Below are 21,945 nucleotides of genomic sequence, written 5' to 3'. Positions count from 1 at the left end.
CGGTACAGTGAGCCGCCGGTTCTGCGCCCGGCCGCCCTGCAGCAACGCGGGCCACACGTTACCGGGCGCGGTAGCACGCCCAGTACCCAGCCGCCGACGAACGGACGACCACCCGTGGCCAACCGCATCCACCCGACCGCCGTCATCGGCGAAGGCGTCGAACTCGGCGAGGACAACGTCATCGGCCCGTTCACCGTGATCGCCGGCCCGACGCGGATCGGCGACGGCAACTGGATCGGCCCGCACGTGACGATCGGCACGCCCGGCGAGGACCGTAACCGGCCGCACCCCGCCGCCTGGGCGGACGCGCCGTCCGGTGACCCGGATCACGACGGTCACGGCGTCGTCATCGGCAGCCGCAACCGCATCCGCGAGTACGTCAGTGTCCACCAAGGGACCTGGCGGACAACGACCGTCGGCAGCGACGGCTACTACCTCCGCAACTCCCACATCGCGCACGACTGCCTGGTCGGCGACGGCGTGACGATCGCCTCCAACGCGGTCACCGGTGGCCACTGCCACATCTGGGACGGTGCGAACCTCGGCATGGGCGCGATCCTGCACCAGAAGGTCGTGATCGGGCCCGGCGCGATGATCGGCATGGGCTCGGCGGTGCGGCGCGAGATCGGCGCGTTCACCATCGCCGTCGGCAACCCGGCCCGCGTGACCGGCGTCAACGTGGTGGGCCTGTCCCGCCGCGGTCTCGACGAGGAGACGATCGAGGCCCTCGGACCGTGGCTGAAGGGCAAGGCGGGTCTCCCGGACGTCACCCTGCCCGGCGACCTCTCTACCTTGGTAAAGGCGTGGGACGCCCGCCCGCGCGAAGAGCACTAGGAGCTGTGAGCATGTCGGAAGTCGCCCCCAAGCTGCGCGAGGTCTTCGTCGAGGCGCTGGATCTCGACGGTGACGTGGACGTCGAGAACCTGAAGTACCGCGACATCGAGGCGTGGGACTCGGTCGGTCACATGGCGCTGGTCGCGGCCATCGAGGACGAGTTCGACGTCGAGTTCGACACCGACCAGGTCATCGACATGTCGAGCTTCAAGGTCGCCGTGGACATGGTGACCGAGCTCCAGGCGAAGAATGACTGATCTGACCGGCCGCGTCGCGCTCGTCACCGGCGGGACGCGGGGGATCGGCCTGGCCACCGTCCGCGCCCTGGTCGAGGCGGGCGCGACGGTCGTGCTCACCGGCCGCGACGAGTCACGGGCCAAGGAGGCGGCCGCCTCCGCGGGCGCGGCTTCCGGGCTCGCCCTCGACGTCACCGACGCGAAGGCGGTGGCTTCGCTGGTCAGGGGCGTCGCCAAGGAGCACGGCAAGCTCGACATCGTCGTCGCGAACGCCGGGATCATGGAGGACGCGCTCCTCGGCATGATTCGCGAGGAGACCGTCGACACGACGCTGAGCACGAACGTCGCCGGCACGCTGCACACCGTCCAGGCCGCGGCCCGGGCGATGCTGCGGAAGAAGACCGGCGCCATCGTCGTGCTCGCCTCGATCGTCGGCGAGTACGGCAGCGCAGGTCAGACGGTGTATGCGGCGTCGAAGGCGGCGGTGGCGAACATCGCGCGGTCGGCGGCGAAGGAACTCGGCCGGTCCGGCATCCGCGTCAACGCGGTCGCGCCGGGCGTGATCGAAACCGACCTGACCGCGGGCCTGAGCGAGGACGCGAAGGCGGAGAACGCCGGCCGGACGCCGCTCGGGCGCCTCGGCCGCGCGGAAGAAGTGGCGAACGCGATCCGGTTCCTGGTGAGTGACGAGGCGTCCTTCGTCACCGGGCAGGTGCTGGGCGTCGACGGAGGCTTGGTGCTGTGACGTTGCTGGGTGCGGGGGCTCGGCTGGTGGACGTGGCCGGGGGCCGCACACTGGCGGGCGCGGAACTGTCGGCCGAGGTCGGCCGCTCGATGGAAGCGCTGAGCGCGCTGCCGGCCGGAGTCGTGTTCGCGCGGATGTCGGTCGACCTGCCCAGCGTGCTGACCTACCTTGGCGCGTTCGAATCCGGCCGGGCGATCGCGCTGATCGACCCGGCGCTGGACGCCGACGTGCTGGCCGGGCTGGTCTCGCGGTTCCGCCCGGCGGCCGTGCTGTCGGCGTCCGGCGACGCGCCCGCGGGGTACGTCACGCGTGGCGCCGACTGGGTCCGCACGTCAGCCGACGGCGTGACACCGCATCCCGACCTGGCCGTCCTGCTCCCGACCAGCGGATCGACCGGCAACCCCAAGCTCGTCCGGCTCTCGCGGCAGGCGATCCTGGCCAACGCCGACGCCATCGCGCAGGTGCTGCACATCGACGCCGACGAAGTCGCGCCGACCTGCCTGCCCCTGCACTACAGCTACGGGCTGTCGGTGCTGAACTCGCACCTGGTGCGGGACGCGACCATCGTGATCGAGCCGTCCGGTGTGCTCGGGCGCGGGTTCTGGGACGCGGTGAACACCTACGGCGTCACGTCCCTGTCGGGCGTCCCGTACCACTACGAAATGCTGCGGCGGCTCAAGTTCGACCCCGCGAAGTACCCGACGCTGCGCACGCTGACGCAGGCAGGCGGGAAGCTGCGCGACGACCTGATCGCCGAGTTCAACGACAAGATGCTCGCCGTCGGCGGCCGGATGTACGTCATGTACGGCCAGACCGAGGCGTCCCCGCGGATGACGACCGTGCCCGCCGAACGGCTGGCCGAAAAGCTCGGTTCCGCCGGGCCGGCGCTGCCGGGCGGGTCGTTCTCCGTGCGCCGGGACGACGGGTCGGAGACCACGCATCCGAAAATTGTCGGTGAGGTCGTCTACCGTGGGCCCAACGTGATGATGGGCTATGCGGACGACGAGTCCGGACTGGCCAAGGGTGACGAATACGGCGGCGTGCTCGCCACCGGTGACCTCGGGTACCTCGACGAAGAGGGGTACCTGTTCATCACCGGGCGGCTCAAGCGCATCGGCAAGGTGTTCGGCAACCGCGTCAGCCTCGACGACCTCGAGCACGCCGTGCGTGCCGCGGCGGTCGGGATCGACGTGGTGGCGGCGGTGCCCGCGGGTGACAAGGTGGTGCTGTTCGCCGAGGGCGCCGATGCCGGCATCTGCAAGGACGCGTCGAAGGCGCTGGCCGAGCGGCTGCACCTGCACGCCAGCGGGTTCGACGTGCGCCCGATCGACACCGTGCCGCTGCTGGCCAGCGGCAAGATCGACTACCGGACCTTGGAGGGGCGGGTATGAGCGTGTTCACGCGGTCGCAGGCAGACCGGGAAGCTTTGCTGCTGCCCGAACTTGCTTCGCTCACCGCCCACCATCGGGTGAATTCCGAGGGCTACGACCGGATCCTGGCCTCGCTCGGGATCGCGCCTTCCGCGTCCTTCGCCACGATCGCGGACCTGCCGTGGCTGCCGGTGCGAATGTTCAAGACGCACGATCTCAAGTCGATCCCGGACAGCGAGGTGTTCAAGACGCTGACGTCGTCGGGCACCACCGGTGCCGGCGCGTCCCGGATCTACCTGGACAAGGAGGCGGCGGGCGCGCAGACCAAGCAGCTGGGCGCGACGCTGCAGGAGGTCCTCGGCGGCGAGCGGCTGCCGATGCTGATGGTCGACACCATCGGCATCATCAAGAACCGCCGGTCGTTCTCGGCGCGCGGCGCGGGCGTGCTGGGCATGGCGAACTTCGGCCGCAAGCACACGTACGTGCTCGACGAGAACGACAAGCCGGACGTCGAGGCGGTCAAGAAGTTCCTCGCCGAGTACGGCGACAAGCCGTTCCTGATCTTCGGGTTCACGTTCATGGTCTGGCTGTACCTCTACGAGGTCGCGCGCGACCACGGGCTGGACCTGTCGAACGGCATCCTCATCCACAGCGGCGGCTGGAAGAAGCTGATCGACCGCGCGGTGGACAACGCCGAGTTCCGGCGGCGGTTCAAAGAGGACACCGGCCTGACCCGGATCCACAACTACTACGGGATGATCGAGCAGATCGGCACCGTGTTCCTCGAAGGCCCGTCCGGGAACTCGCTGTACTGCCCGGACTTCGCCGACGTCGTGATCCGCAACCCGGAGACGTGGGAGGAGCAGCCGGTCGGCGAGCCGGGCGTGATCGAGGTCGTCTCGACGCTGCCGCGGTCGTACCCGGGGCACGTGCTGCTCACCGAAGACCTGGGTGTCTACAACGGAATCGACGACGGCGACTGGCCGGGCAAGCACTTCTCCGTGCTCGGCAGACTGCCGAAGGCCGAGGCCCGCGGGTGCTCGGACACGTTCTCGGGAGCGGCCGCATGACGTCCCTGACTCAGCGTTTTCCTGCGGCGGCCCCGGTTCCGGTCGGCGCTCTGGTCGACGAGCTGCGTGCCGAGCCGCCCGGCGGACGGCTGCGCGTGGGCGACCCGCGGATCGTCGAGTTCGTCACGAAGTTCGCCCGCAAGCTGCTGGCCCCGGCCACCGCGCGCCGGTTCCCGGAGCTGGCGTCGCTCGGCTTCTTCCTGCGCAAGGGCGAAATCGCCAAGGCGTTGTCCACTCTGGACGCTTCCGGCACGGCGCTGCGCTTCCCGCGCGGCCTGGTGTTCCACGTGCCACCGGCGAACGTCGACACGATCTTCGTCTACTCGTGGGCGTTGTCCGCGCTGGCGGGCAACCACAACGTCGTGCGCGTGTCGTCGCGCTCGGCGGGTGCTGCGGAGGCGGTGCTGGAGGCACTGAACGCGGCACTGTCCGAAGTGGACGCCTCGGTGGCGGACGCCATCCGGGCGACCCAGCGCATGGTGACCTACGACCGCAGCGACGAGGTGAGCGGCGCCCTGTCGCTGGCGGCGGACCTGCGCGTAATCTGGGGCGGCGACGCCTCGGTGGCGGCGCTGCGGAAGTACCCGCTGGCCCCGCACGCGCGTGACCTGACGTTCCCGGACCGTTCGTCGTTCGCGGTGGCGTCGGTGGCGGGCTGGCAGCGAGCGTCGGCCGAAGAGCGCCGCGCGGCGGCCGAGGGCTTCTACAACGACTCGTACTGGTTCGACCAGGCCGCCTGCTCGTCCCCGCGCGCGGTGTTCTGGGTCGGCGACGCCGCCGGTGCCCAGGCCGCGGGCCAGGAGTTCCGCACGCTGCTGGCGTCGGTCCTGGCGGCGAAGCAGCACGTCACGGAGCCGGCGATGGCGGTCCAGAAGCGCGTCTCGGCCTACGGCGCGGCGGTCGACGGCCTGGTCAAGGAGATCGAGTTCCAGGGCAACGGCCTGGCGACGCTGGAGCTGACGGACCCGGCGGTGCTCCCGCGCGAGTGGCTGGGCGCGGGCACATTCGCGAACGCGCAGGTGTCGTCGCTGTCGGAGCTGGTCCCGATCGTGGTCCGCAAGGACCAGACGGTCAGCCAGTTCGGCTTCTCGGCGGAGGAGCTGACGGCGTTCGCGCACGAGCTGGCCGGCCGTGGGGTCGACCGGATCGTGCCGTTCGGCTCGGCCCTGACGTTCTCCGCGGTCTGGGACGGTTACGATCTGCTCTCCGAGTTCAGCCGCCTGGTGACGGTGCAGGCCTGAGGAGATGTGTCGATGACGACGGTCGAGGACCTGCCTGCTGCGGGAAAGCAGCCGAAGTCCGCCAGGGCGCGGATCCTCGACGTCGTCCGCTGGGCCGCGATCGTCCTGGTCATCGCGTTCGCGGCAAAGCAGCTGGCCGCGAACTGGGCCGAGTTCTGGCACACGCTGCGTGACGTCGCGTGGGAGTCCTCGCTGCTCAGCCTGCTGGCCCTGGTCGCGGCGATCATGGTGTCGACCTGGGGCTGGCAGGTGATGGTCGACGACCTGGGCAAGCCGGTCGGCTACGCCAGGGGAGCGCAGATCTGCCTGGTGGGTTCACTGGGCAAGTACGTGCCGGGTTCGGTCTGGGCGTACCTGCTGCAGATGGAGCTGGGCCGCAAGGCAGGCGTGGCCAGAGCCCGCATCTTCACGGGCTCACTGATCCAGCTGGCCGTGGGCGTGGTGTCGGCACTGGTGGTCTCCCTCCTGGCGGCCCCGGCGGTGTTCAGCAACAGCCCCCGGGCGCTGTGGTTGTTCGTCCTGATCCCGCTCGGCCTGGCGATGCTGCACCCGAAGATCCTGACCTGGGGAACCTCCCTGGTCCTGCGCATCCTCCGCCGCCCCCCGCTGCAGCATCCCCTGGGCTGGCGAGTGGTGACGAAGGTGTTCACCGCCTCGACGGCGGCCTGGTGCCTCCAGGGAGTCCACCTGTGGCTCCTGGCCAATTCGGTAGGAGCCCCCGGCTTCGGCGGTTTCGTCCTCTGCGTAGGCGCAATGGCAGTGGCGATGACGGTCGGCACGTTCGCCTTCATCCTCCCGAGCGGAGTAGGAGTCCGCGAAGTAGCCCAGGTAGCAGTCCTGACGGCCAGCGGCCTGACGGTAGGCCAGGCAACAGCGTTCGCGGTGGCCTCCCGAGTGATGTTCACGGTGGCCGACCTCCTGACGGCAGGCCTGGCAGCAGTAGCCGCCCGCTCAACCCGCCCCGCCGTCACCCCAGCCTGACCCAGCCCGCGGCCCTTGGCCGAGCGTGCCGTGGGCACCTCACCCCGGCCTGACGATCCGCCTCCACGCCCGCTGCCGCGAGTTCCCGCGGGTAAGCAATCCCCAGGTTGTCCACAGCCCTTACGCACATGTGGACAACTCCGCCGCCCAAGCGCCCAACCAGCCTTTTTGTCGCCCACCCCCGATAGAATGGACCTGGGGACGCCCCCCTGGGAGTGGCGGGGGCTGGTCCGGTGGTGTCGGCGGTGGTAGCGACCCATTCACCTCATCCGACGACATGAACGAGTCGTTCACGTCATCCGGGGCGGCCCGCGAGATCACGACGGGGTCCTGGGAGCGGCGGGGCCGACCTCAGCATCCCCGGCGAACTACCCCCAGCCGAGCCAGCCCCCCCCGAACCCCCGTCAACCCACCAGCCGGTAAATCACCGAGTCCGAATTGCGCCACACTTCCTTCAAGAACGGCTCCCGATCCAACCCCACCAGCCCCGGCTGATAAGGGGGCTTCCCCGGCTCGCTCGACGGCTTCCCCAGAATCACCCAATGGATGTTCAACCGCCGGACGGCGGCGCGCACCGCCGGGTCCGTCTGATAATCGCGAAAGTGTCCCGCCAGCAACAATGCGTCCGATGGCAGGAGCGTCTCGTCGAAATGGCCCGCCACCGTCCGGACTCCGGACAATGCGTACGTCCATGCCGTTCCGTCGAAGCGGTCGTTCATCGCCCACTCGCCCGGGGCCGCCAGCCTGCCCAGTTCCTCCATCGCCGCCTGCTCGCCCGGGGTCACTCGCAGCTGGCCCTGGTAGCCCGTGTACACGCGGGCGCCGTTGGACCGGACATACAGCCCGTTCGACAACACCACGAAACCCAGCAGCACCACCACCGCGATCGCCGCCGCCGGCACGCGGGACGGCAGCCGTTCCCGTAACCACGCCTGGGTGGATGCCAAGCCGTGGGCTGCCAACACCGTCAGGGGAATCGCCGCCATCGAAAAGAAGCGGTACGGGTCGTCCCACCACGGGCGGGACAATGCCATCACGATCGGCGAATTCGACGACGCCACCGCCATGTACGCCAGGCCCGTCACGCCCGCCGTCAGGCCGATCCAGCGCAACGACCCCGCCCGCGCGAAGAACACGATTCCCAGGAACAGCGCCACCGACAGCCACACCTGCGGGTGCGGCTCGTAGTGCTGGAATCCCAGCAACGCCCCCAGCGCCGTCGTCGCACGATACTCGCTCGGCCAGCCGTAGTACGGCACCGCGCTCTCCGCCAGCCCCAGCGCGCCGAACAGCTGGAGCCACGCCACCAGCAGCGACACCACCGCGATCGGCAGCAGCGCCAGCAAATCACGCACCACGCCGCCCGACAGCCAGCGTTGCACCAGCAGCGGCCCCGCGAACAGGATTCCGCCGAACAACGTCGACGAATGAATGCACAACAGCCCCACCGCCGCCAGGACCAGCACCAGGCCCGTGTCCAGGGCGACACGCTCCAGGTACCGGCGCAACGCCACCGCCGCCAGCGGGGTCAGCGTCACCCCCAGCGCGAACGGCAGCAGCGGCCCTCGGTCCATCGACTCGTAGACGCCCATCACCGGCGCCACCGCCGTCAGCGCCACCGCGCCCGCCAGCACCGCGCGGCCGCGGAACTCGCGGACCAGCGTCACCAGGGACAGCGCCAGCAAACCCGGCAGCAGCACCGTGTTCGCGTCCAGCGTCGCCGGGATCGGGGCCCCGCCGAGCCGGTACGTCACCGACGCCAGCAGGTGGTAGGCGTTCGGGTAGAACACCGGCGCCGCGTCGCCGTACCAGTTCACGTGGCCCGTGCCGAACAGGCTGCCGTCGCCCGTGTCCGCGATGTAGCGGACCGCGTTGCCGTGGTACACCGCGTCGAAACCCTGGGGCAGCGCGCCGATCCGGCCCATGCCCAGCAACGCCGCGTACGCGCCGACCGCCGCCGCGAACAGCAGGCAGGTCGCCACCGCGAGGTGCCCGCGGCGGTCCCACAGGCCCGGCTCCGGTTCCGGGTTCCGGCGGCGGACCGTCAGTTTCCGGGCACCGAACGCGATCGCGGCGAACACCACCGTCGAAACCGCGTACGTCAGCGGCGTGAACGGCACGCCCATCGCCGCCGTCCACGGCCCGGTGAGACCGCCGATCGCGTAACTGAGCAACGGGGCCAGCCCGGCCAGGGCCCAGCCGCGCAAACCCGCGGCGAGACCGGTCAGCAGGCCCGGGACGGCGATGACGAGAATGGCGACGCTGACGGAGAGCACGGTGGAGAGTAAGCCGCCCCGGATCCGTCCCGTGCCGCGGGGTGACGCATTTCGGTGACGTCACTTCGGCCGTCCGAAATGCCACCCGATCGGGTTATATTTACCCCTGCTTCGCCCTGATTGACTGGCGCGGGTGCGTGATGTTCGGATTTTTCGGACGAGGACCGGCGAACCGAAAGAAACGCATCACTGCCCGTGATCGATAACCTGGCGAAGAGGGCGTGGCGACGAGGTGAGGGGGCCGGGTGGTCTACGCGGTCGTGCTGGCGTGGCTGGTGCTCGCCGCGATCGTGGTGCTGACCTGGAGCCGCCTGGACACCGAACGCGGCTGGCGCGGCACGGTCGTCACGCTCACCCTCGGCCTCTCCCTGCTGCACCAGCTGCTGTTCGCGACCGTCACCGAGGACGCGTTCGTCTCCTTCCGCTACGCGCAGAACATCGCCGACGGCAACGGCCCGGTCTTCAACCCCGGTGAACGCGTCGAGGGGTACACGAACTTCCTCTGGCTGGTGCTGATCGCCCTGCCGCGCGCGGCTTTCGGGGCCGACGTGCGCAGTGCCGCCGTCGTGTTCGGCGTCGTCTCCGCGCTCGGCTGCGTGCTGCTGGCGTACTTCCTGGTCAACCGGATCGTCGCCGGGGCAGGCGGCGGGGACCGGCCCGCCATCGGGGTCGCCGCCGCGGTGCTCACCGCGAGCGCCGGCGGCCTGGCCGTCTACGGGCCGTCCGGCTCCGAGGTCCCGCTGTTCGTGCTGCTCGTCCTCGCGGTCTGTTACGCGCTTGCGGCGCGGCGCCCGGTGGTTGCCGGGGTGCTCGTCGCCTTCGCCGTGATGACCAGCCCGGAAGGCCTGGTGGTGGCCCTGCTGGCCGGGCTGTGGCTGGCCGGCGCCGCCCTGAAGAAGGAGCACAGCTGGTGGGCGCCCGCGGGGTATGCGCTGGGCGCGCTGGTGTTCCTGGTGCCCCGGCTGGCCTGGCGGGTGACGTTCTACCAGCACTTCCTCCCGGCGCCGCTCGCCGCGCGGCTGGGTGGGCCGGTCGGCTCGCGGCTGTCCGCCGGCTGGCCGTACCTGTCCGGGTTTTCCCTGGCCCACCAGGGTTTCCTGCTGCTCGGCCTGGTCGCGGCGGTCGCGTTGGTGCTGCGCCGAACGCAGGCGCGCGAGGCCCGGGCGCTGATCTGGCTGCTGTTCGCGACGGCGCTCGCGTTCGCCGTCGTCGCCGTGCCCGCCGGGGGCGATCCCGGTCCCGCGTGGCGGCTGCTGGCCCCGGTGCCGCCGTTGCTCGCGGTCGCGTCCGCCGCGACCTACGGCGTGCTCACCGCGGAGGTCGCGGCCAAGCCGGCGCCGCGGCCGCGGGCGTGGCCAGCCGCGACCCGGCTGGTCCCGGTCACCGCCTGCGGGCTCGCCGGGATCGCGGTGCTCGTCTCGGTGTTCAGCCCCGAGATGCTCGACCGCGTGCGCGACTGGCGCGCACACGGCAGCGAACTGGCCGAGATCGGCGGCTGGCTCGGCGAGTACCTGCCGCCGGGGTCGGTGGTCAGCGCGGCCGCGCCCGGCGCGCTCGCCGCCCGCGACGGGCAGCTGCTCATCATCGACGTCCTCGGCCGCACCGACGACCACATCGCCCGCGAAGGGCGCCACGACGGCGGCATCGCCACCGACTACGACTACGTCGTCAACGGCCGCCGTCCCACCGTCGCGATCCCCGCCGACGGCGGTTACCTCGACCGCCAGCACTGCGCGATCGACCCGGTGTACGCGGGCCAGTACGAGGTCGCGACGTTCCGCCGGGTCGGCACGCCGTACTGGGTCGTCGTGTACCCGCGTGCCGAGCAGGCGAAGTCCGTGGTCGCCGACCTCGACAAGGGGCCGGACTTCCGCTACGTACCCTGTCCGTCGTGAAGCTCGAAGCCCCGGACCGGCGGCTGGGCGCCGAAGCCCGGCTCGGGATCGGGGTGTTCGGCGCGTCGCTCGCCCTGTTCGTGGTGCGGTTCCTGGTGCCGCGCCCGATCGCGATGTCGAACAACGGCGACGGCGGCCGCGTCCTGTGCGGTGCCGGGATCACCTGGAAGGGCCTGCCCGAGCCGTTCGTCCACCTCGTCTACACGGCCCCGCCGGGCGTGCCGCCGTGCCGTCCGACGTACCTGCTGACGCAGAGCTGGCTGGCCGACCTGGCCGTCCGGCTCGCGCGGGTCGCCGGCTTCCCGCACACGCTGAGCCTGGTCGTGCTGGGCCTGCTGAGCAGCGTCATCGCGGCGGCCGCGGTCACCGAGATCGTGCTGGGCCTGCCCGGCGGGCGCCGGGTCCGCCTGGCCGTGGCGGCCGGGCTTCTGCTGGTCGTCGCCGATTCGGCGTTCTTCGGGTACTTCGCCGCGATACTCGGCGAAGGCCCGGCCTTCCTCGGGCTGCTGCTGAGCACCGGCGGCCTGCTGCTGACCGCGCGTGACGGCCGCTGGAGCCACGCGGGCATGGTGGTGACGTTCGCGGGCGGCGTCCTGGCGGTCAACGCCAAGGTCCAGACGCTGGCCATCCTGCCGATCCTCGCGCTCGCGGTCCTGCTCGTCCGGCCGGGCACGCTGCGCGGAGTCCGGCGCTGGGCGTCGGCGGCGCTGGTGATCGGCGCGATCGGGGCCGTCACGCTGTACGCGCAGCAGAGCGTCGAACCGGCGGTGGCCCCGGACGGCACGCTCGCGGCGCGGCCGGGCGACGACTCCCGCGAGATCAACGTCTTCAACTCGATCTTCCTCAACATCGTCGACGGCAGGCACGACACCCAGGCGGACCTGGCGGAACTCGGGCTGCCGCCGTCGTTCGCGCAGTACGCGGGCAACGGCTGGTGGCACCCCCACCCGGCCACGATGGACCCGCTGTACCCGCAGTACCGCGACCGGATGAGCCGCCGGAACGTCGTGACGTACTTCGGGACCCACCCCGGCCGGACGCTGGAGGTGCTGAACCGCGCGGCCACCGACCAGCTCACCGCGCGGCCGGACTACCTGGGCAGCTTCGACGAGTCCGCCGGGTTCCCGCCGCACGCCCAGGAGCACCGGGTGCCGGTGGTGTCGTGGCTGACCGGCCTGGTCGCGCCGCTCGGGCTGGTCGCGCTGGTGCCGATCTGGCTGCTCGTGCTGGCCGCTGCCTGGAGGCGGCGCCGCACCGCGCTGGGAGTGGTCCTGGCGTTCCTGTTCGCCGTCTCGCTGACGCAGTTCGGCACGGCGGCCCTCGGCGACGGCATCGAAGGCATCAAGCACCAGTCGGTGGCGCTGTTCTCGCTCCTGCTGGCCGTGGTCCTGGCGGTCGCCGGAATGTGTTCTCCCTCGCTGAACGGCCGGGGACAACCTACGGTCCCGTAACCTTGCCGGATGGCCGATCTCGTCTACCCGCCCGTGATCGCGGCGGCCCGGACCATGTTCCGGGTACTCGACAACCGCATCCGGGTCGAGGGTGCGGAGCACATTCCGCGGCGCGGTGGGGCCGTCATCGCGTGCAACCACATCAGCTACCTGGACTTCATCTTCTGCGGCCTCGGAGCGCGCCCGGCCAAGCGGCTGACGCGGTTCATGGCGAAGAAGGAGATCTTCGAAAACCGCATCGCCGGCCCGCTGATGCGGGGGATGCACCACATCGCCGTCGACCGTTCGGCCGGGCAGGCGTCCTACGCCGAAGCCGTCGCGGCGCTGCAGGCAGGCGAGGTCGTCGGCGTCTTCCCGGAGGCGACGATCAGCCAGTCGTTCACCGTGAAGGAGATCAAGTCGGGCGCGGTCCGGATGGCGGCCGAGGCCGGGGTCCCGCTGGTGCCGATGGCGCTGTGGGGCACCCAGCGGCTGTGGACGAAGGGCAGGCCGAAGGACCTCACCCGGCGGCACGTCCCGATCTCGATCCTCATCGGCGAGCCGATGCACCCGGCGGCCGAAGACGACGCGGACGTCCTCACCAAGGACCTGCGCACGCGGATGAGCGCACTGCTCGACCGCGCCCAGGCCGAGTACCCGGAGCGGCCCGCGTCCGACGAGGAACGCTGGTGGCTCCCGGCCCACCTGGGCGGCACGGCACCGACCCCGGCCGAGGCCGCCGAGCTGGACCGCCGCTAGAACCAGCGTTCGAGGACCTGGGCGACGCCGTCCTCGGCGGCCGGGCCGGTGACCTCGTCGGCCACCGCGAGGACCTGCGGGTGGCCGTCGCCCATCGCCACGCCGTGGCCGGCCCAGCGGAGCATCTCGACGTCGTTGGGCATGTCGCCGAACGCGATGACGTGCTCAGGGGCGACTTCCAGGCGCTCGGCGAGGTCCGCCAGCCCGGTCGCCTTCGTGATGCCGTGCGCCGACAGCTCCACCAGGCCGCCGGACGACGAGTACGTGACGTCGACCTCGCGGTCGAACAGCGCGTTCACCGCTTCCGCCATCTCCTCCGACGACATGCCCCGGTGGCTGACCAGCAGCTTGATCGCCGGGTGCCCGAGCACCTCGGCGCGCGGGCCGGTGCGGCCTTCGCCGTCGCCCCACGGGTTGTGGTAGTCCGGCTCGATCACGAAGTTGCGCATGTCGTGGTCGACCGCGCCGGTGGCGGCGCGCTCGGCGGCCAGCCGGCAGCCCGGCAGCGCCTTGTCGAGGGCGTGCGCGATGTCGTGCAGCAGCGTCGGCTGGAGCAGGCCGTGGACCTCGACGATCTCCTCGCGGCCGCAGTCGTAGAGCACCGCGCCGTTCGCGCACACCGCGTAACCGGTCAGCTCCAGCGGCCCGGCGATCGGGGCGATCCAACGCGGCGGGCGGCCACTGGCCAGTACGAACGGCACGCCCGCCTCGACCGCCCGGCGGACGGTCGCGATGGTGCGGCGGGTGAGCGTTTCCGAAGGGCCGAGCAGGGTGCCGTCGACGTCGGACGCGATCAGTCGGGGTTTCTCCACCCGGCCATTGTCCCTGACACATCCGGGTGAAGGTCTGCCCGTCCGGACAACTGTCGGTGGTAACCGATACCCTCCGCCTTCCTCCCCGCCCCCACCCTCAACGGAGAAGCTTCGCTTCACTGTTACTTTCCGTACTGTGCGAGTAGGCATCGTGATTCTCCCGGAAGACCGGTGGTGGGCCGCCGAGCCGAAGTGGCGCGCCGCCGAGGAGTACGGCTTCGACCACGCCTGGACGTATGACCACCTGGGCTGGCGCAACCTCGTCGACGGGCCGTGGTTCTCCGCGGTCCCGACCCTGACCGCGGCGGCGATGGTCACGTCCCGCATCCGGCTCGGCACCTTCGTGGCGTCGCCGGTCGCGCGGCACCCGGTGCCGTTCATGCGCGAGCTGAACACCCTCGACGACATCTCCGACGGCCGGTTCGTCCTCGGCGTCGGCGCGGGCGTCGACCACGGGAGCTACGACGCCAAGGTCCTCGACGGCCCGGAGCTGACGGCGAAGCAGCGCGCCGACCGCTTCACCGAGTTCGTCGAGGCACTCGACGGGTTGCTCATGACCGACAAGTTCGACTTCGACGGCGAGTACTACACCGCGCGCGCGGCCCGGAACCTGCCGGGACCGGTGCAGCGCCCGCGGCTGCCGTTCGTGGTTGCGGCGAACGGCCCGCGCACGATGACGCTGGCGGCGCGCTTCGGCGCGGGCTGGGCCACCACGGGCAAGGGCGGCGAGACCGCCGACGAGTGGTGGCGCGGCGTGCGGCAGCTCACCGAGGTCTTCGACCAGCGGCTCGACGCCGCGGGCCGCGAGCGCGCGAGCATCCACCGGTACCTCAGCCTGGACGCCTCGCCGGTGTTCTCGCTGACCAGCGTCGAGGCGTTCCGCGACGCGGTCGGCCGGGCGGGGGAGCTGGGCTTCACCGACGTGATCGCGCACTGGCCGCGGTCGTCGTCGCCGTACGAAGGCCGCGAAGCCGTTCTGGAACAGGTCGCGAGCGACGTCCTCCCGGAACTCCACGGTTAGTACGAACGGGTGACATTCGGGCGGCCGGGAAACCGTTTGCCGCTCCGCAGGCGTCATGGCCTGTAGACGTCCGAGATCAACCCCGGGGGTACGGGAGCCCTCGTGGCCGCGGAGGGAGCCGCGGCCACGAGGGCGCTTTTATTTCACGATCCGGTAGATCACAGCGCCGGGGTTCCGGTAGACCGGCTTGACGAAGTCATGCCCGTCCAGGTGCTGCAGGCCCGGCGCGATCGGCGTGTCCCGGCGGATGGTGCCGCTGCCCACCAGCACGTAGTGGATGTTCAGCCGCCGCACCGCCGCGCGGACCTCGGGGTCGCTGTCGTAGTCGCCGAAGTGCCGGGCCAGGTAGAGCGCGTCCGGGGGCGCGACCCCCGCGTCGTAGTGGCCGGCCACCGGGTGCACGCCGGTCAGCGCGTACATCCAGGCCGTGCCGTCGAGCCGGTCGTTGAGCACCTTCTGGTCGGCCGGGATGCCGACGGTCCCCAGCTTCTCCATGGCCTCGATCTCGTCGGCGCTCACCGGCGGGACCACCTCGCCGGGCAGGCCGTTGTAGTACAGCAGCGACACGGTCTTGGCGTTGGCCGCGCGGTAGAACCCGCCGGTCAGCACGCCCATCGCGACGACCAGCAGCACCGCGGAGGCCAGGCCGACCCGCCCGGTCAGCCACGGCCGCGCCCGCACCCACGCCCGCCCGCTCGCGATCTTCGCCAGCCACCGCTGGGTCTCGCTCATGCCGTGCGCGGCGAGCAGGCACAGCGGGATCGACGCCAGCGCCATCAGCCGGAACCGGTCGTTCCACCAGGGGCGCGACAGCGAGACGACCCAGGCTTCGCCGCCGAAGCACGCCACGACCACGAACAGCGCGGACAGCCCGAGTGCCGACAGCACCAGCCAGCGCATCCGGCGCAGCGCCACCAGCGTCAGGACGCCGACCGCGAGGAACACCGTCAGCCAGACCTGCGGCACCGGCAGCACCTGCTTGAACGTCGCCAGCATGGCCAGCGCCTTCCACACCGGCATGTGCGAGCCCCAGGCGTGGTACGGGTACGACCCCGACGTGAAGCCGATCGCGCCGAGGATCATCGGTGCCGACAGCAGCCCGGCCGCGACCATCGCCGGCACCATCCGCAGCACGTCGCCGCCGACGACCCGGCCGCCGCGCCTGCCTTCGGGGACGCCGTCGACGCGCCGTCCGCGCAGCGCCCGGTACCAGCGCTGCACCACCAGCGGGAACGCGAACAGGATCGCCCCGAACAACGCGCTCGAATGCGCGGCGAGCAGGCCGGACGCGCTCAGCGCCAGCACCGCGCCCGTGTCGACGCCGGGCCGGACGAGAAACCGCTGCAGCGCGACCACGGCCAGCGGCGTCAGCACGATGCCGAGCGCGAACGGCAGCAGCCCGCTCGACACCGACTCGTACGCCCCGGTCGTCGCGCCGCCCGCGACCAGCGCGGCACTGCCCGCGAACACCGCGCGGCCGCCGAGCTGGCGCACCAGCGCCACCAGTGCCAGCGCGAAGAGCCCGGCGATCGGCATCGTGATCGCGTTGAGCGTGACCGGGATGGACGTCCCCGACAGCTCGTAGACCAGGGCGCCGGCCAGGTGGTAGGCGTTCGGGTAGAAGGAGCCGTCCGGGTACCAGTTGATGGTGCCCATACCGGTCAGCGAGCCGTCGCCGGTCTCGGCGATGTAGCGGATGCCGTTCGCGTGGAACACCGTGTCCCAGCGCTGGAACACCGCGGTCGTCCCGCCGCGGCCGGAGACGACCACGGCGATCGACACCGCGACGGCGACCGTGACGCACGCCCCGACGGCCAGATGCGCCCGGCGCGTCCACGGCAGCACCGGTTCCTCGGCGCCGGGGGTGAGCCAGCCGCGTGCGGTGGCCAGGCGGCGCAGGCCGTACAGCACGGCGGCGAGCAGCAGGGTGACCGCGGTCACGCTCGGCGCGCCGTACGGGATGTGCGCGATGGCCAGCCACGGGCCGGCCAGTCCGGTCACGGCGTAGCTGAGCAGCGGCGCGAGCCCGGCCAGCGCCCAGCCGCGCAGGCCGGTGGCCCATCCGACGAGCCCGCCGGGAACCGCCAGCACGGCCAGATAGGTCGCCACCGCGCCGAAGTAGCTCCAGAAGTCCTCGGGTGCAGGCACTGCTTTCCAGGTGTGTCGTAGGCCGAAATGTGATAGTCGGGTGCGGGCCGGGTAACCGACCTGCGTACCCTCGACGCCCGTGAGCGCGCACACGAACCCCGCACAGATTACTGAAGACGATTTCGCAGGTTACGACCTCGTCGTCGTCGGGTCCGGCTTCTTCGGCCTGACCGTCGCCGAACGGGCCGCGGCCGAGCTGGGCAAGAAGGTCCTCGTCCTCGAGCGACGCAGCCACATCGGCGGCAACGCGTACTCGGAGCCCGACCCGGAGACCGGGATCGAGGTGCACAAGTACGGTGCGCACCTGTTCCACACCTCGAACAAGCGCGTCTGGGAGTACGTGAACCGCTTCACCGAGTTCACGAACTACCAGCACCGGGTGTTCGGCAAGTACCAGGGGCAGGTCTACCCGCTGCCGATGAACCTGGCGCTGATCAACCAGTTCTTCGGCAAGTCGCACACGCCGGACGAGGCCCGCGAGCTCATCGCGAAGCAGGCGTCGGAGTTCGAGACCGACGCCGCGCAGAACCTCGAGGAGAAGGCGATCTCGCTGATCGGCCGTCCCCTGTACGAGGCGTTCATCCGCGGTTACACCGCGAAGCAGTGGGAGAACGACCCCAAGAACCTCGGCGCGAACATCATCACGCGCCTGCCGGTCCGCTACACGTTCGACAACCGGTACTTCAACGACACCTACGAGGGCCTGCCCGTCAACGGGTACACCGCGTGGCTCGAGAAGATGGCCGAGCACGAGAACATCGAGATCCGGCTGAACGTCGACTACTTCGACGTGCGCGAGCACATCCCGGCGGGCACCCCGACCGTCTACACCGGGCCGCTGGACCGCTACTTCAACTACTCGGCGGGCCGGTTCACCTGGCGCACCGTCGACTTCGAGTCCGAGGTCGCCCCGACGGGTGACTTCCAGGGCACCTCGGTCGTCAACTACAACGACGAAGAGGTCCCGTACACCCGCATCATCGAGTTCCGCCACTTCCACCCGGAGCGGGACTACTACCCCAAGGACAAGACGGTCATCTTCCGCGAGTTCTCCCGCTTCGCGCAGGAGAACGACGAGCCGTACTACCCGATCAACACCCCGGAGAACCGCGAGAAGCTCGAGGCCTACCGGGAGCTGGCCAAGATCGAGGCGCGCGAGAAGAACGTCCTGTTCGGCGGGCGGCTCGGCACCTACAAGTACCTCGACATGCACATGGCGATCGGCTCGGCGCTGTCGGTGTTCGACAACAAGATCGCCCCGCACCTGACCGACGGTGCGCCGCTGGACGGGTCCCTCGATGCTTGAGAAGGGCACCCCGGCGGGTGAGGTCGCGGTCCTGGCGAAGGCCCAGGGCTTTCTGAAGAGTGAAGCTTCGGTGAAGGCTGCGCGCGGCCTTTCGCACTTCGGTGAGCACGCGCTCGGCTGGTTCGGCCTTGGCGTCCTCGGCGCCGTCGTCGACAAGAAGCGGCGCAAGGACTGGCTGGTCGCGTCGGCGGGCGTCGTCGGCGCGCACGCTGCCTCGATCGCGGTGAAACGCGTGGTCAGGCGGCCGCGGCCGGACCACCCGAGCGTCGAGGTCCTGGTCGGCACGCCGAGCAAGCTGAGCTTCCCGTCGTCGCACGCGACGTCCACCACGGCGGCGGCGGTGCTCTACTCCGGATTGACCGGGCGTAACCTGGTGCCCGCCCTGGTACCGCCGATGCTGGCCTCGAGGCTCGTGCTCGGCGTTCACTATCCGACAGACGTTCTGGCCGGTGCAGCTCTCGGGGGGCTCGTCGGCGGTCTGATACGACGGAAGCTGAAGAAGAACCCATGAGCGAAACGACCGAGCAGCGCCCCAGCGAGGAAACGGACGTGACCACCGAGGCTCCGGCGACCCCGGAGACGGCGTCACGCGGCCCGTTCGGCCTGGTCGGCGGCGTCGTCAAGACGGCGCGGCCGCGGCAGTGGGTGAAGAACGTGCTGGTCTTCGCGGCCCCGTTCTTCGCCTTCTCGAAGTCGACCGACCGCACCGGTCTGCTGATCGACGCGATCATCGCCTTCGTGGCCTTCTCCCTGACGGCGAGCTCGGTCTACCTCATCAACGACGCGATCGACGTCGAGGCCGACCGGGCCCACCCGACCAAGCGCAACCGGCCGATCGCGGCAGGCATCGTGCCGGTCCCCGTCGCGTACGGGGCCGCGGTCGTGTTCTTCCTGGCCGGCCTCGGCGTGTCGTTCGCGGCGAGCTGGCAGCTGGCGGTCGTGCTGGGCGTCTACGAGGCGGTCCAGCTCGGCTACTGCTTCGGCCTGAAGCACCAGCCGGTGGTCGACCTGGCCATCGTCGGCTCGGGCTTCCTGATGCGCTCGATCGCCGGCGGCGTCGCGGCGAGCATCTCCCTTTCGCAGTGGTTCCTGCTGGTCACGGCGTTCGGCTCGCTGTTCATGGTGGCGGGCAAGCGCTACGCGGAGATCATGCTGTTCGAGCGCACGGGCGCGAAGATCCGCTCGTCGCTGAAGAAGTACTCGGCCAGCTACCTGCGGTTCGTCTGGGCGACGTCGGCGGCGATCCTGATCATGTCGTACTGCCTGTGGGCGTTCGAGATCCGCCAGACCGAGCACAACTCGGTGTGGGCGGTCATCTCGATGGTCCCGTTCGTGGTGGCGGTACTCCGGTACGCGGTCGACGTCGACGGCGGCAACGCGGGCGAGCCGGAGGAGATCGCGCTCAAGGACCGCGTCCTCCAGGTGCTGGGCGCGACCTGGGTCGTGACGCTGTTCCTGTCGTTCTACCTGTGACTCTTCGTGAATCGACAGGTTCGATACAGGTGACACACAGCTGAGCGGCGCACCCTGAGGTGGTGGGGGCGGGCAGTACGCCCGTCCCCGTGACCCCAGGAGCAACGATGAACGACCAGCCGCGCGAGGTCCCGGAGCGGGCCGACCAGCCGACCGAGCAGGCCGGCGCCGAGAGCCAGGGCGGTCCCGCCGCGCCGGGAACCCCTCCGGCGGCCGACCAGCCGACCGAGCAGCTTCCCGTCGGCCAGGAGAAGCCCGCGGCACCCGGCACCCCCGAACCGGCCCCGGCCGAGGCCGCACCGGCCGCCGCGGACCAAACCGCGCCCGTGCCGCCCACGGCCGAGTCCGCAGCACCCGGCGCCGCCGACCAGACCACGGCCCACAGCCAGTCCGCAGCGTCCGGCGCCGCCGACCAGACCGCCGCCCACGGCCAGCAGCCTCCACCCGCGCCACCCACGCCGCAGCTCTCCCACCCCCACAGCGCCTGGGCCCCGCCCCCGCCACGGCAGCCGGGCGGATTCCGCCGTTTCGTCGGCCACCGCGCCACCCAGCTGGTCGGCGTCGGCCTGCTGGGTGCCCTGGTCGGCGGCGGGATCGTCGGGGGCATCGCCGCCGCGTCCCACCACGGCCCGCGGGACGGCCGTCCGGGCATCCACCGCCAGTACGACGGCAACCAGGGCTTCCCCGGCCCCGGCTTCCGCGGCCGCGGGGACGGCCACTGACCGGCCACTTTCACGTGAAAGTGGCGGCAGGCGGATGTGGCCTGCGCCACCGGGCCCCCGCTCAGATCACGGAAGCATCACGGCCGGGGTACCGTGTCCCGGATGCGAAGCGCCTCCGCAGAACTTCCCGAGGCCGCCGGTGCGCTGCCGTCGGCCGTGCCCGTCGCCCGCTCGCTGGCCCTGCCCGCGGGCGCCGCGGCGGCGTCCGCCCTCGTGTTCGCCCTGGTCAGCCGCCATCTCATCGATGACACCTACATCACGCTGTCCTACGCGAAGAACCTCGCCTTCCATGCCCACTGGGGCCTGATCGAGCAGGGGACGGCGAACACCGCGACCTCCCCGCTGAACGTCCTGGCCCTCGCCGCGGTCACGTTCCTCGTCCGGGACGCCGTGCTGGCCGCCGGGATCGTCTTCGTCGTCGCCCAGGTGCTGCTCGTGCTGGGCCTGCGACGGCTCGGCGAGCGCACCGGCCTGCCGGCGGCGTTCGCGCCACTGGCGTTCGCGTTGCTGCTGGTCAACCCGCTGCTGCTGTCCTCGGTCGGGCTGGAGGTCGCGCTCGGCGCCACCGGGGTCGTCTGGACGCTGGTGTACGCGGGGGAGCGGCGTCCGGGACGGCTCGGCGTCGTGATCGGGCTGCTCGCGCTCGTCCGGCTGGACCTGCTGCTCGTCGCCGCCGTGCTGTTCGCCGCCCGCCGGGAGTTCTGGACCGGCATCTGGCGCACCGCGTTCGCCGCGCTCGCCGTGACGCTGCCGTGGTTCGGCTTCAGCTGGGTGGTGCTCGGCTCGGCCGTGCCGGACACCCTCGTCATCAAGATCAGCCAGCAGTCGTGGGGACCGTTCGGCTTCACCAACGGCCCGCTGCTGTACTGGCGCAACTACCCGGCCGCCGCGGCGCTGTCGTTCCTGCCGCTGCTGCTGGCCGGCGTGGCCGGGGTGTTCTGGATCGTCCAGTACCGCCGCGGCTCGGAAACCGCCCGCCGCCTGACGCCGTTCGCGGCGCTCGCCATCGCCGGCGCCCTGCACTACGCGGCCTACAGCCAGCTCGGCGTGCCGCCGTACCACTGGTACTACGCGCCGAGCATCATCAGCGCGACGATCTTCCTCGCCGCCTGCGCCTCGGCGGTGCCGGAGCACGTCCGGCGCGGAACGTGGACGCTGGCAGGCGCGGTGCTGGCGGCGAGCGTCGCGGTGTACGCGCTGCCGGGCCTGCCCCGCCAGTTCGCGCCGATCACCAGCAACCACGCGTCGACGACGGAGTACCGAGAAATCGGCCGCCAGCTGGCGGCGATCGCCCACGGCCGCAAGGTCGAGACGGCGGGCGAGGTCGGCGCACTGGCCTACGCGTGCGACTGCCAGCTGGTCGACGAGTTCTCCGACCGCGGCGCGGTCGACCCGGCGATCGCCGAGACGAAACGCCGCAGCGGTGACGTCGGGCGCGCGCTGCTGGAGGCCAACTTCCACAACTTCGACCACAGCGTGGCGCCGCTGAGCCCGGACCTGGTACTGGCGACGACCCGCCGGACCCCGCCGCGGGCGGCGCTGGCGAGCTGGCGGATCGACTCGCCGTGGATGGGCAGCCAGAGCCTGTACCTGATGCCCGCCCACGCCGCGGGCGGCTGAAGTACC

At 71.1% G+C, this 21,945-nt stretch carries 19 protein-coding genes; 16 read left to right on the top strand and 3 right to left on the bottom strand.

The window, feature by feature from the left end:
- Nucleotides 1-114: 114 nt before the first annotated feature.
- Genes ABJI51_RS26225 through ABJI51_RS26195 form a run of 7 tightly spaced genes read left to right on the top strand, consistent with a single transcriptional unit; the run spans nt 115 to nt 6,477 of the window.
- Nucleotides 115-834, top strand: coding sequence for an acyl-ACP--UDP-N-acetylglucosamine O-acyltransferase family protein (locus tag ABJI51_RS26225; RefSeq protein ID WP_348952727.1), 720 nt, complete (start codon nt 115-117; stop codon nt 832-834).
- Nucleotides 835-845: 11 nt separating this feature from the next.
- A complete protein-coding gene (locus tag ABJI51_RS26220; RefSeq protein WP_348952729.1) occupies nt 846-1,091 on the top strand; it encodes an acyl carrier protein in 246 nt (81 codons plus the stop codon).
- On the top strand, nt 1,084-1,815 hold the full coding sequence (locus ABJI51_RS26215) for an SDR family NAD(P)-dependent oxidoreductase (protein ID WP_348952731.1): 732 nt from the start codon (nt 1,084-1,086) through the stop codon (nt 1,813-1,815). The genes ABJI51_RS26220 and ABJI51_RS26215 overlap by 8 nt, the downstream gene beginning before the upstream one ends.
- The gene (locus ABJI51_RS26210) at nt 1,812-3,206 is read left to right on the top strand and encodes an AMP-binding protein (protein ID WP_348952733.1); all 1,395 of its coding nucleotides are present in this window, start codon (nt 1,812-1,814) and stop codon (nt 3,204-3,206) included. The genes ABJI51_RS26215 and ABJI51_RS26210 overlap by 4 nt, the downstream gene beginning before the upstream one ends.
- A complete protein-coding gene (locus tag ABJI51_RS26205; protein WP_348952735.1) occupies nt 3,203-4,255 on the top strand; it encodes a LuxE/PaaK family acyltransferase in 1,053 nt (350 codons plus the stop codon). The genes ABJI51_RS26210 and ABJI51_RS26205 overlap by 4 nt, the downstream gene beginning before the upstream one ends.
- The gene (locus ABJI51_RS26200; protein WP_348952737.1) at nt 4,252-5,496 is read left to right on the top strand and encodes an acyl-CoA reductase; all 1,245 of its coding nucleotides are present in this window, start codon (nt 4,252-4,254) and stop codon (nt 5,494-5,496) included. The genes ABJI51_RS26205 and ABJI51_RS26200 overlap by 4 nt, the downstream gene beginning before the upstream one ends.
- Nucleotides 5,497-5,508: 12 nt before the next feature.
- Nucleotides 5,509-6,477, top strand: coding sequence for a lysylphosphatidylglycerol synthase transmembrane domain-containing protein (locus ABJI51_RS26195; protein ID WP_348952739.1), 969 nt, complete (start codon nt 5,509-5,511; stop codon nt 6,475-6,477).
- A gap of 404 nt (nt 6,478-6,881) precedes the next feature.
- Here ABJI51_RS26195 and ABJI51_RS26190 read toward each other — a convergent pair whose 3' ends face one another.
- Complete coding sequence (locus tag ABJI51_RS26190; RefSeq protein WP_348952741.1) at nt 6,882-8,753, bottom strand: DUF6541 family protein; 1,872 nt, start codon at nt 8,751-8,753, stop codon at nt 6,882-6,884.
- Nucleotides 8,754-8,998: 245 nt separating this feature from the next.
- Here ABJI51_RS26190 and ABJI51_RS26185 point away from each other — a divergent pair, with 245 nt between their 5' ends.
- Genes ABJI51_RS26185 through ABJI51_RS26175 form a run of 3 tightly spaced genes read left to right on the top strand, consistent with a single transcriptional unit; the run spans nt 8,999 to nt 12,837 of the window.
- Nucleotides 8,999-10,648, top strand: coding sequence for a DUF8728 domain-containing protein (locus ABJI51_RS26185; protein ID WP_348952743.1), 1,650 nt, complete (start codon nt 8,999-9,001; stop codon nt 10,646-10,648).
- Nucleotides 10,645-12,099 carry a glycan biosynthesis hexose transferase WsfD gene (gene wsfD, locus ABJI51_RS26180; protein WP_348952745.1) on the top strand — a complete coding sequence of 485 codons (1,455 nt, stop codon included), beginning with the start codon at nt 10,645-10,647 and terminating at the stop codon, nt 12,097-12,099. Before ABJI51_RS26185 ends, wsfD begins: the two co-directional genes overlap by 4 nt.
- A 9-nt stretch (nt 12,100-12,108) precedes the next feature.
- Entirely contained in the window at nt 12,109-12,837 is a 729-nt protein-coding gene (locus ABJI51_RS26175) for a lysophospholipid acyltransferase family protein (RefSeq protein WP_348952746.1), read from the top strand.
- Here the strand turns inward: ABJI51_RS26175 and ABJI51_RS26170 are convergent.
- Nucleotides 12,834-13,634, bottom strand: coding sequence for an HAD family hydrolase (locus ABJI51_RS26170; protein WP_348953043.1), 801 nt, complete (start codon nt 13,632-13,634; stop codon nt 12,834-12,836). The genes ABJI51_RS26175 and ABJI51_RS26170 overlap by 4 nt on opposite strands.
- 151 nt (nt 13,635-13,785) lie before the next feature.
- Here ABJI51_RS26170 and ABJI51_RS26165 point away from each other — a divergent pair, with 151 nt between their 5' ends.
- Nucleotides 13,786-14,670: an LLM class flavin-dependent oxidoreductase gene (locus ABJI51_RS26165; protein WP_348952748.1), complete on the top strand. Its 885-nt coding sequence runs from the start codon at nt 13,786-13,788 to the stop codon at nt 14,668-14,670.
- 138 nt (nt 14,671-14,808) lie between these two features.
- On the opposite strand, the gene ABJI51_RS26160 is transcribed toward ABJI51_RS26165, so the two are convergent.
- On the bottom strand, nt 14,809-16,818 hold the full coding sequence (locus ABJI51_RS26160; RefSeq protein WP_348952750.1) for a DUF6541 family protein: 2,010 nt from the start codon (nt 16,816-16,818) through the stop codon (nt 14,809-14,811).
- Nucleotides 16,819-16,897: 79 nt separating this feature from the next.
- Here ABJI51_RS26160 and glf point away from each other — a divergent pair, with 79 nt between their 5' ends.
- The 5 genes from glf to ABJI51_RS26135 all read left to right on the top strand — a co-directional run bounded on the left by glf (nt 16,898) and on the right by ABJI51_RS26135 (nt 21,939).
- A complete protein-coding gene (glf, locus tag ABJI51_RS26155; RefSeq protein WP_348952752.1) occupies nt 16,898-18,124 on the top strand; it encodes a UDP-galactopyranose mutase in 1,227 nt (408 codons plus the stop codon).
- Nucleotides 18,117-18,635 carry a phosphatase PAP2 family protein gene (locus ABJI51_RS26150; RefSeq protein WP_348952754.1) on the top strand — a complete coding sequence of 173 codons (519 nt, stop codon included), beginning with the start codon at nt 18,117-18,119 and terminating at the stop codon, nt 18,633-18,635. Before glf ends, ABJI51_RS26150 begins: the two co-directional genes overlap by 8 nt.
- Nucleotides 18,632-19,597: a decaprenyl-phosphate phosphoribosyltransferase gene (locus tag ABJI51_RS26145; RefSeq protein WP_348952756.1), complete on the top strand. Its 966-nt coding sequence runs from the start codon at nt 18,632-18,634 to the stop codon at nt 19,595-19,597. The genes ABJI51_RS26150 and ABJI51_RS26145 overlap by 4 nt, the downstream gene beginning before the upstream one ends.
- A gap of 107 nt (nt 19,598-19,704) precedes the next feature.
- Nucleotides 19,705-20,319 (top strand): hypothetical protein, encoded by a 615-nt coding sequence (locus ABJI51_RS26140; protein ID WP_348952758.1) that lies wholly within the window; start codon nt 19,705-19,707, stop codon nt 20,317-20,319.
- Nucleotides 20,320-20,421: 102 nt separating this feature from the next.
- Complete coding sequence (locus ABJI51_RS26135) at nt 20,422-21,939, top strand: hypothetical protein (RefSeq protein WP_348952760.1); 1,518 nt, start codon at nt 20,422-20,424, stop codon at nt 21,937-21,939.
- Nucleotides 21,940-21,945: the final 6 nt, after the last annotated feature.

This window comes from Amycolatopsis melonis (genome assembly GCF_040064235.1).
Classification (GTDB): domain Bacteria; phylum Actinomycetota; class Actinomycetes; order Mycobacteriales; family Pseudonocardiaceae; genus Amycolatopsis; species Amycolatopsis melonis.
This window is presented reverse-complemented; position numbering and strand designations above follow the sequence as displayed.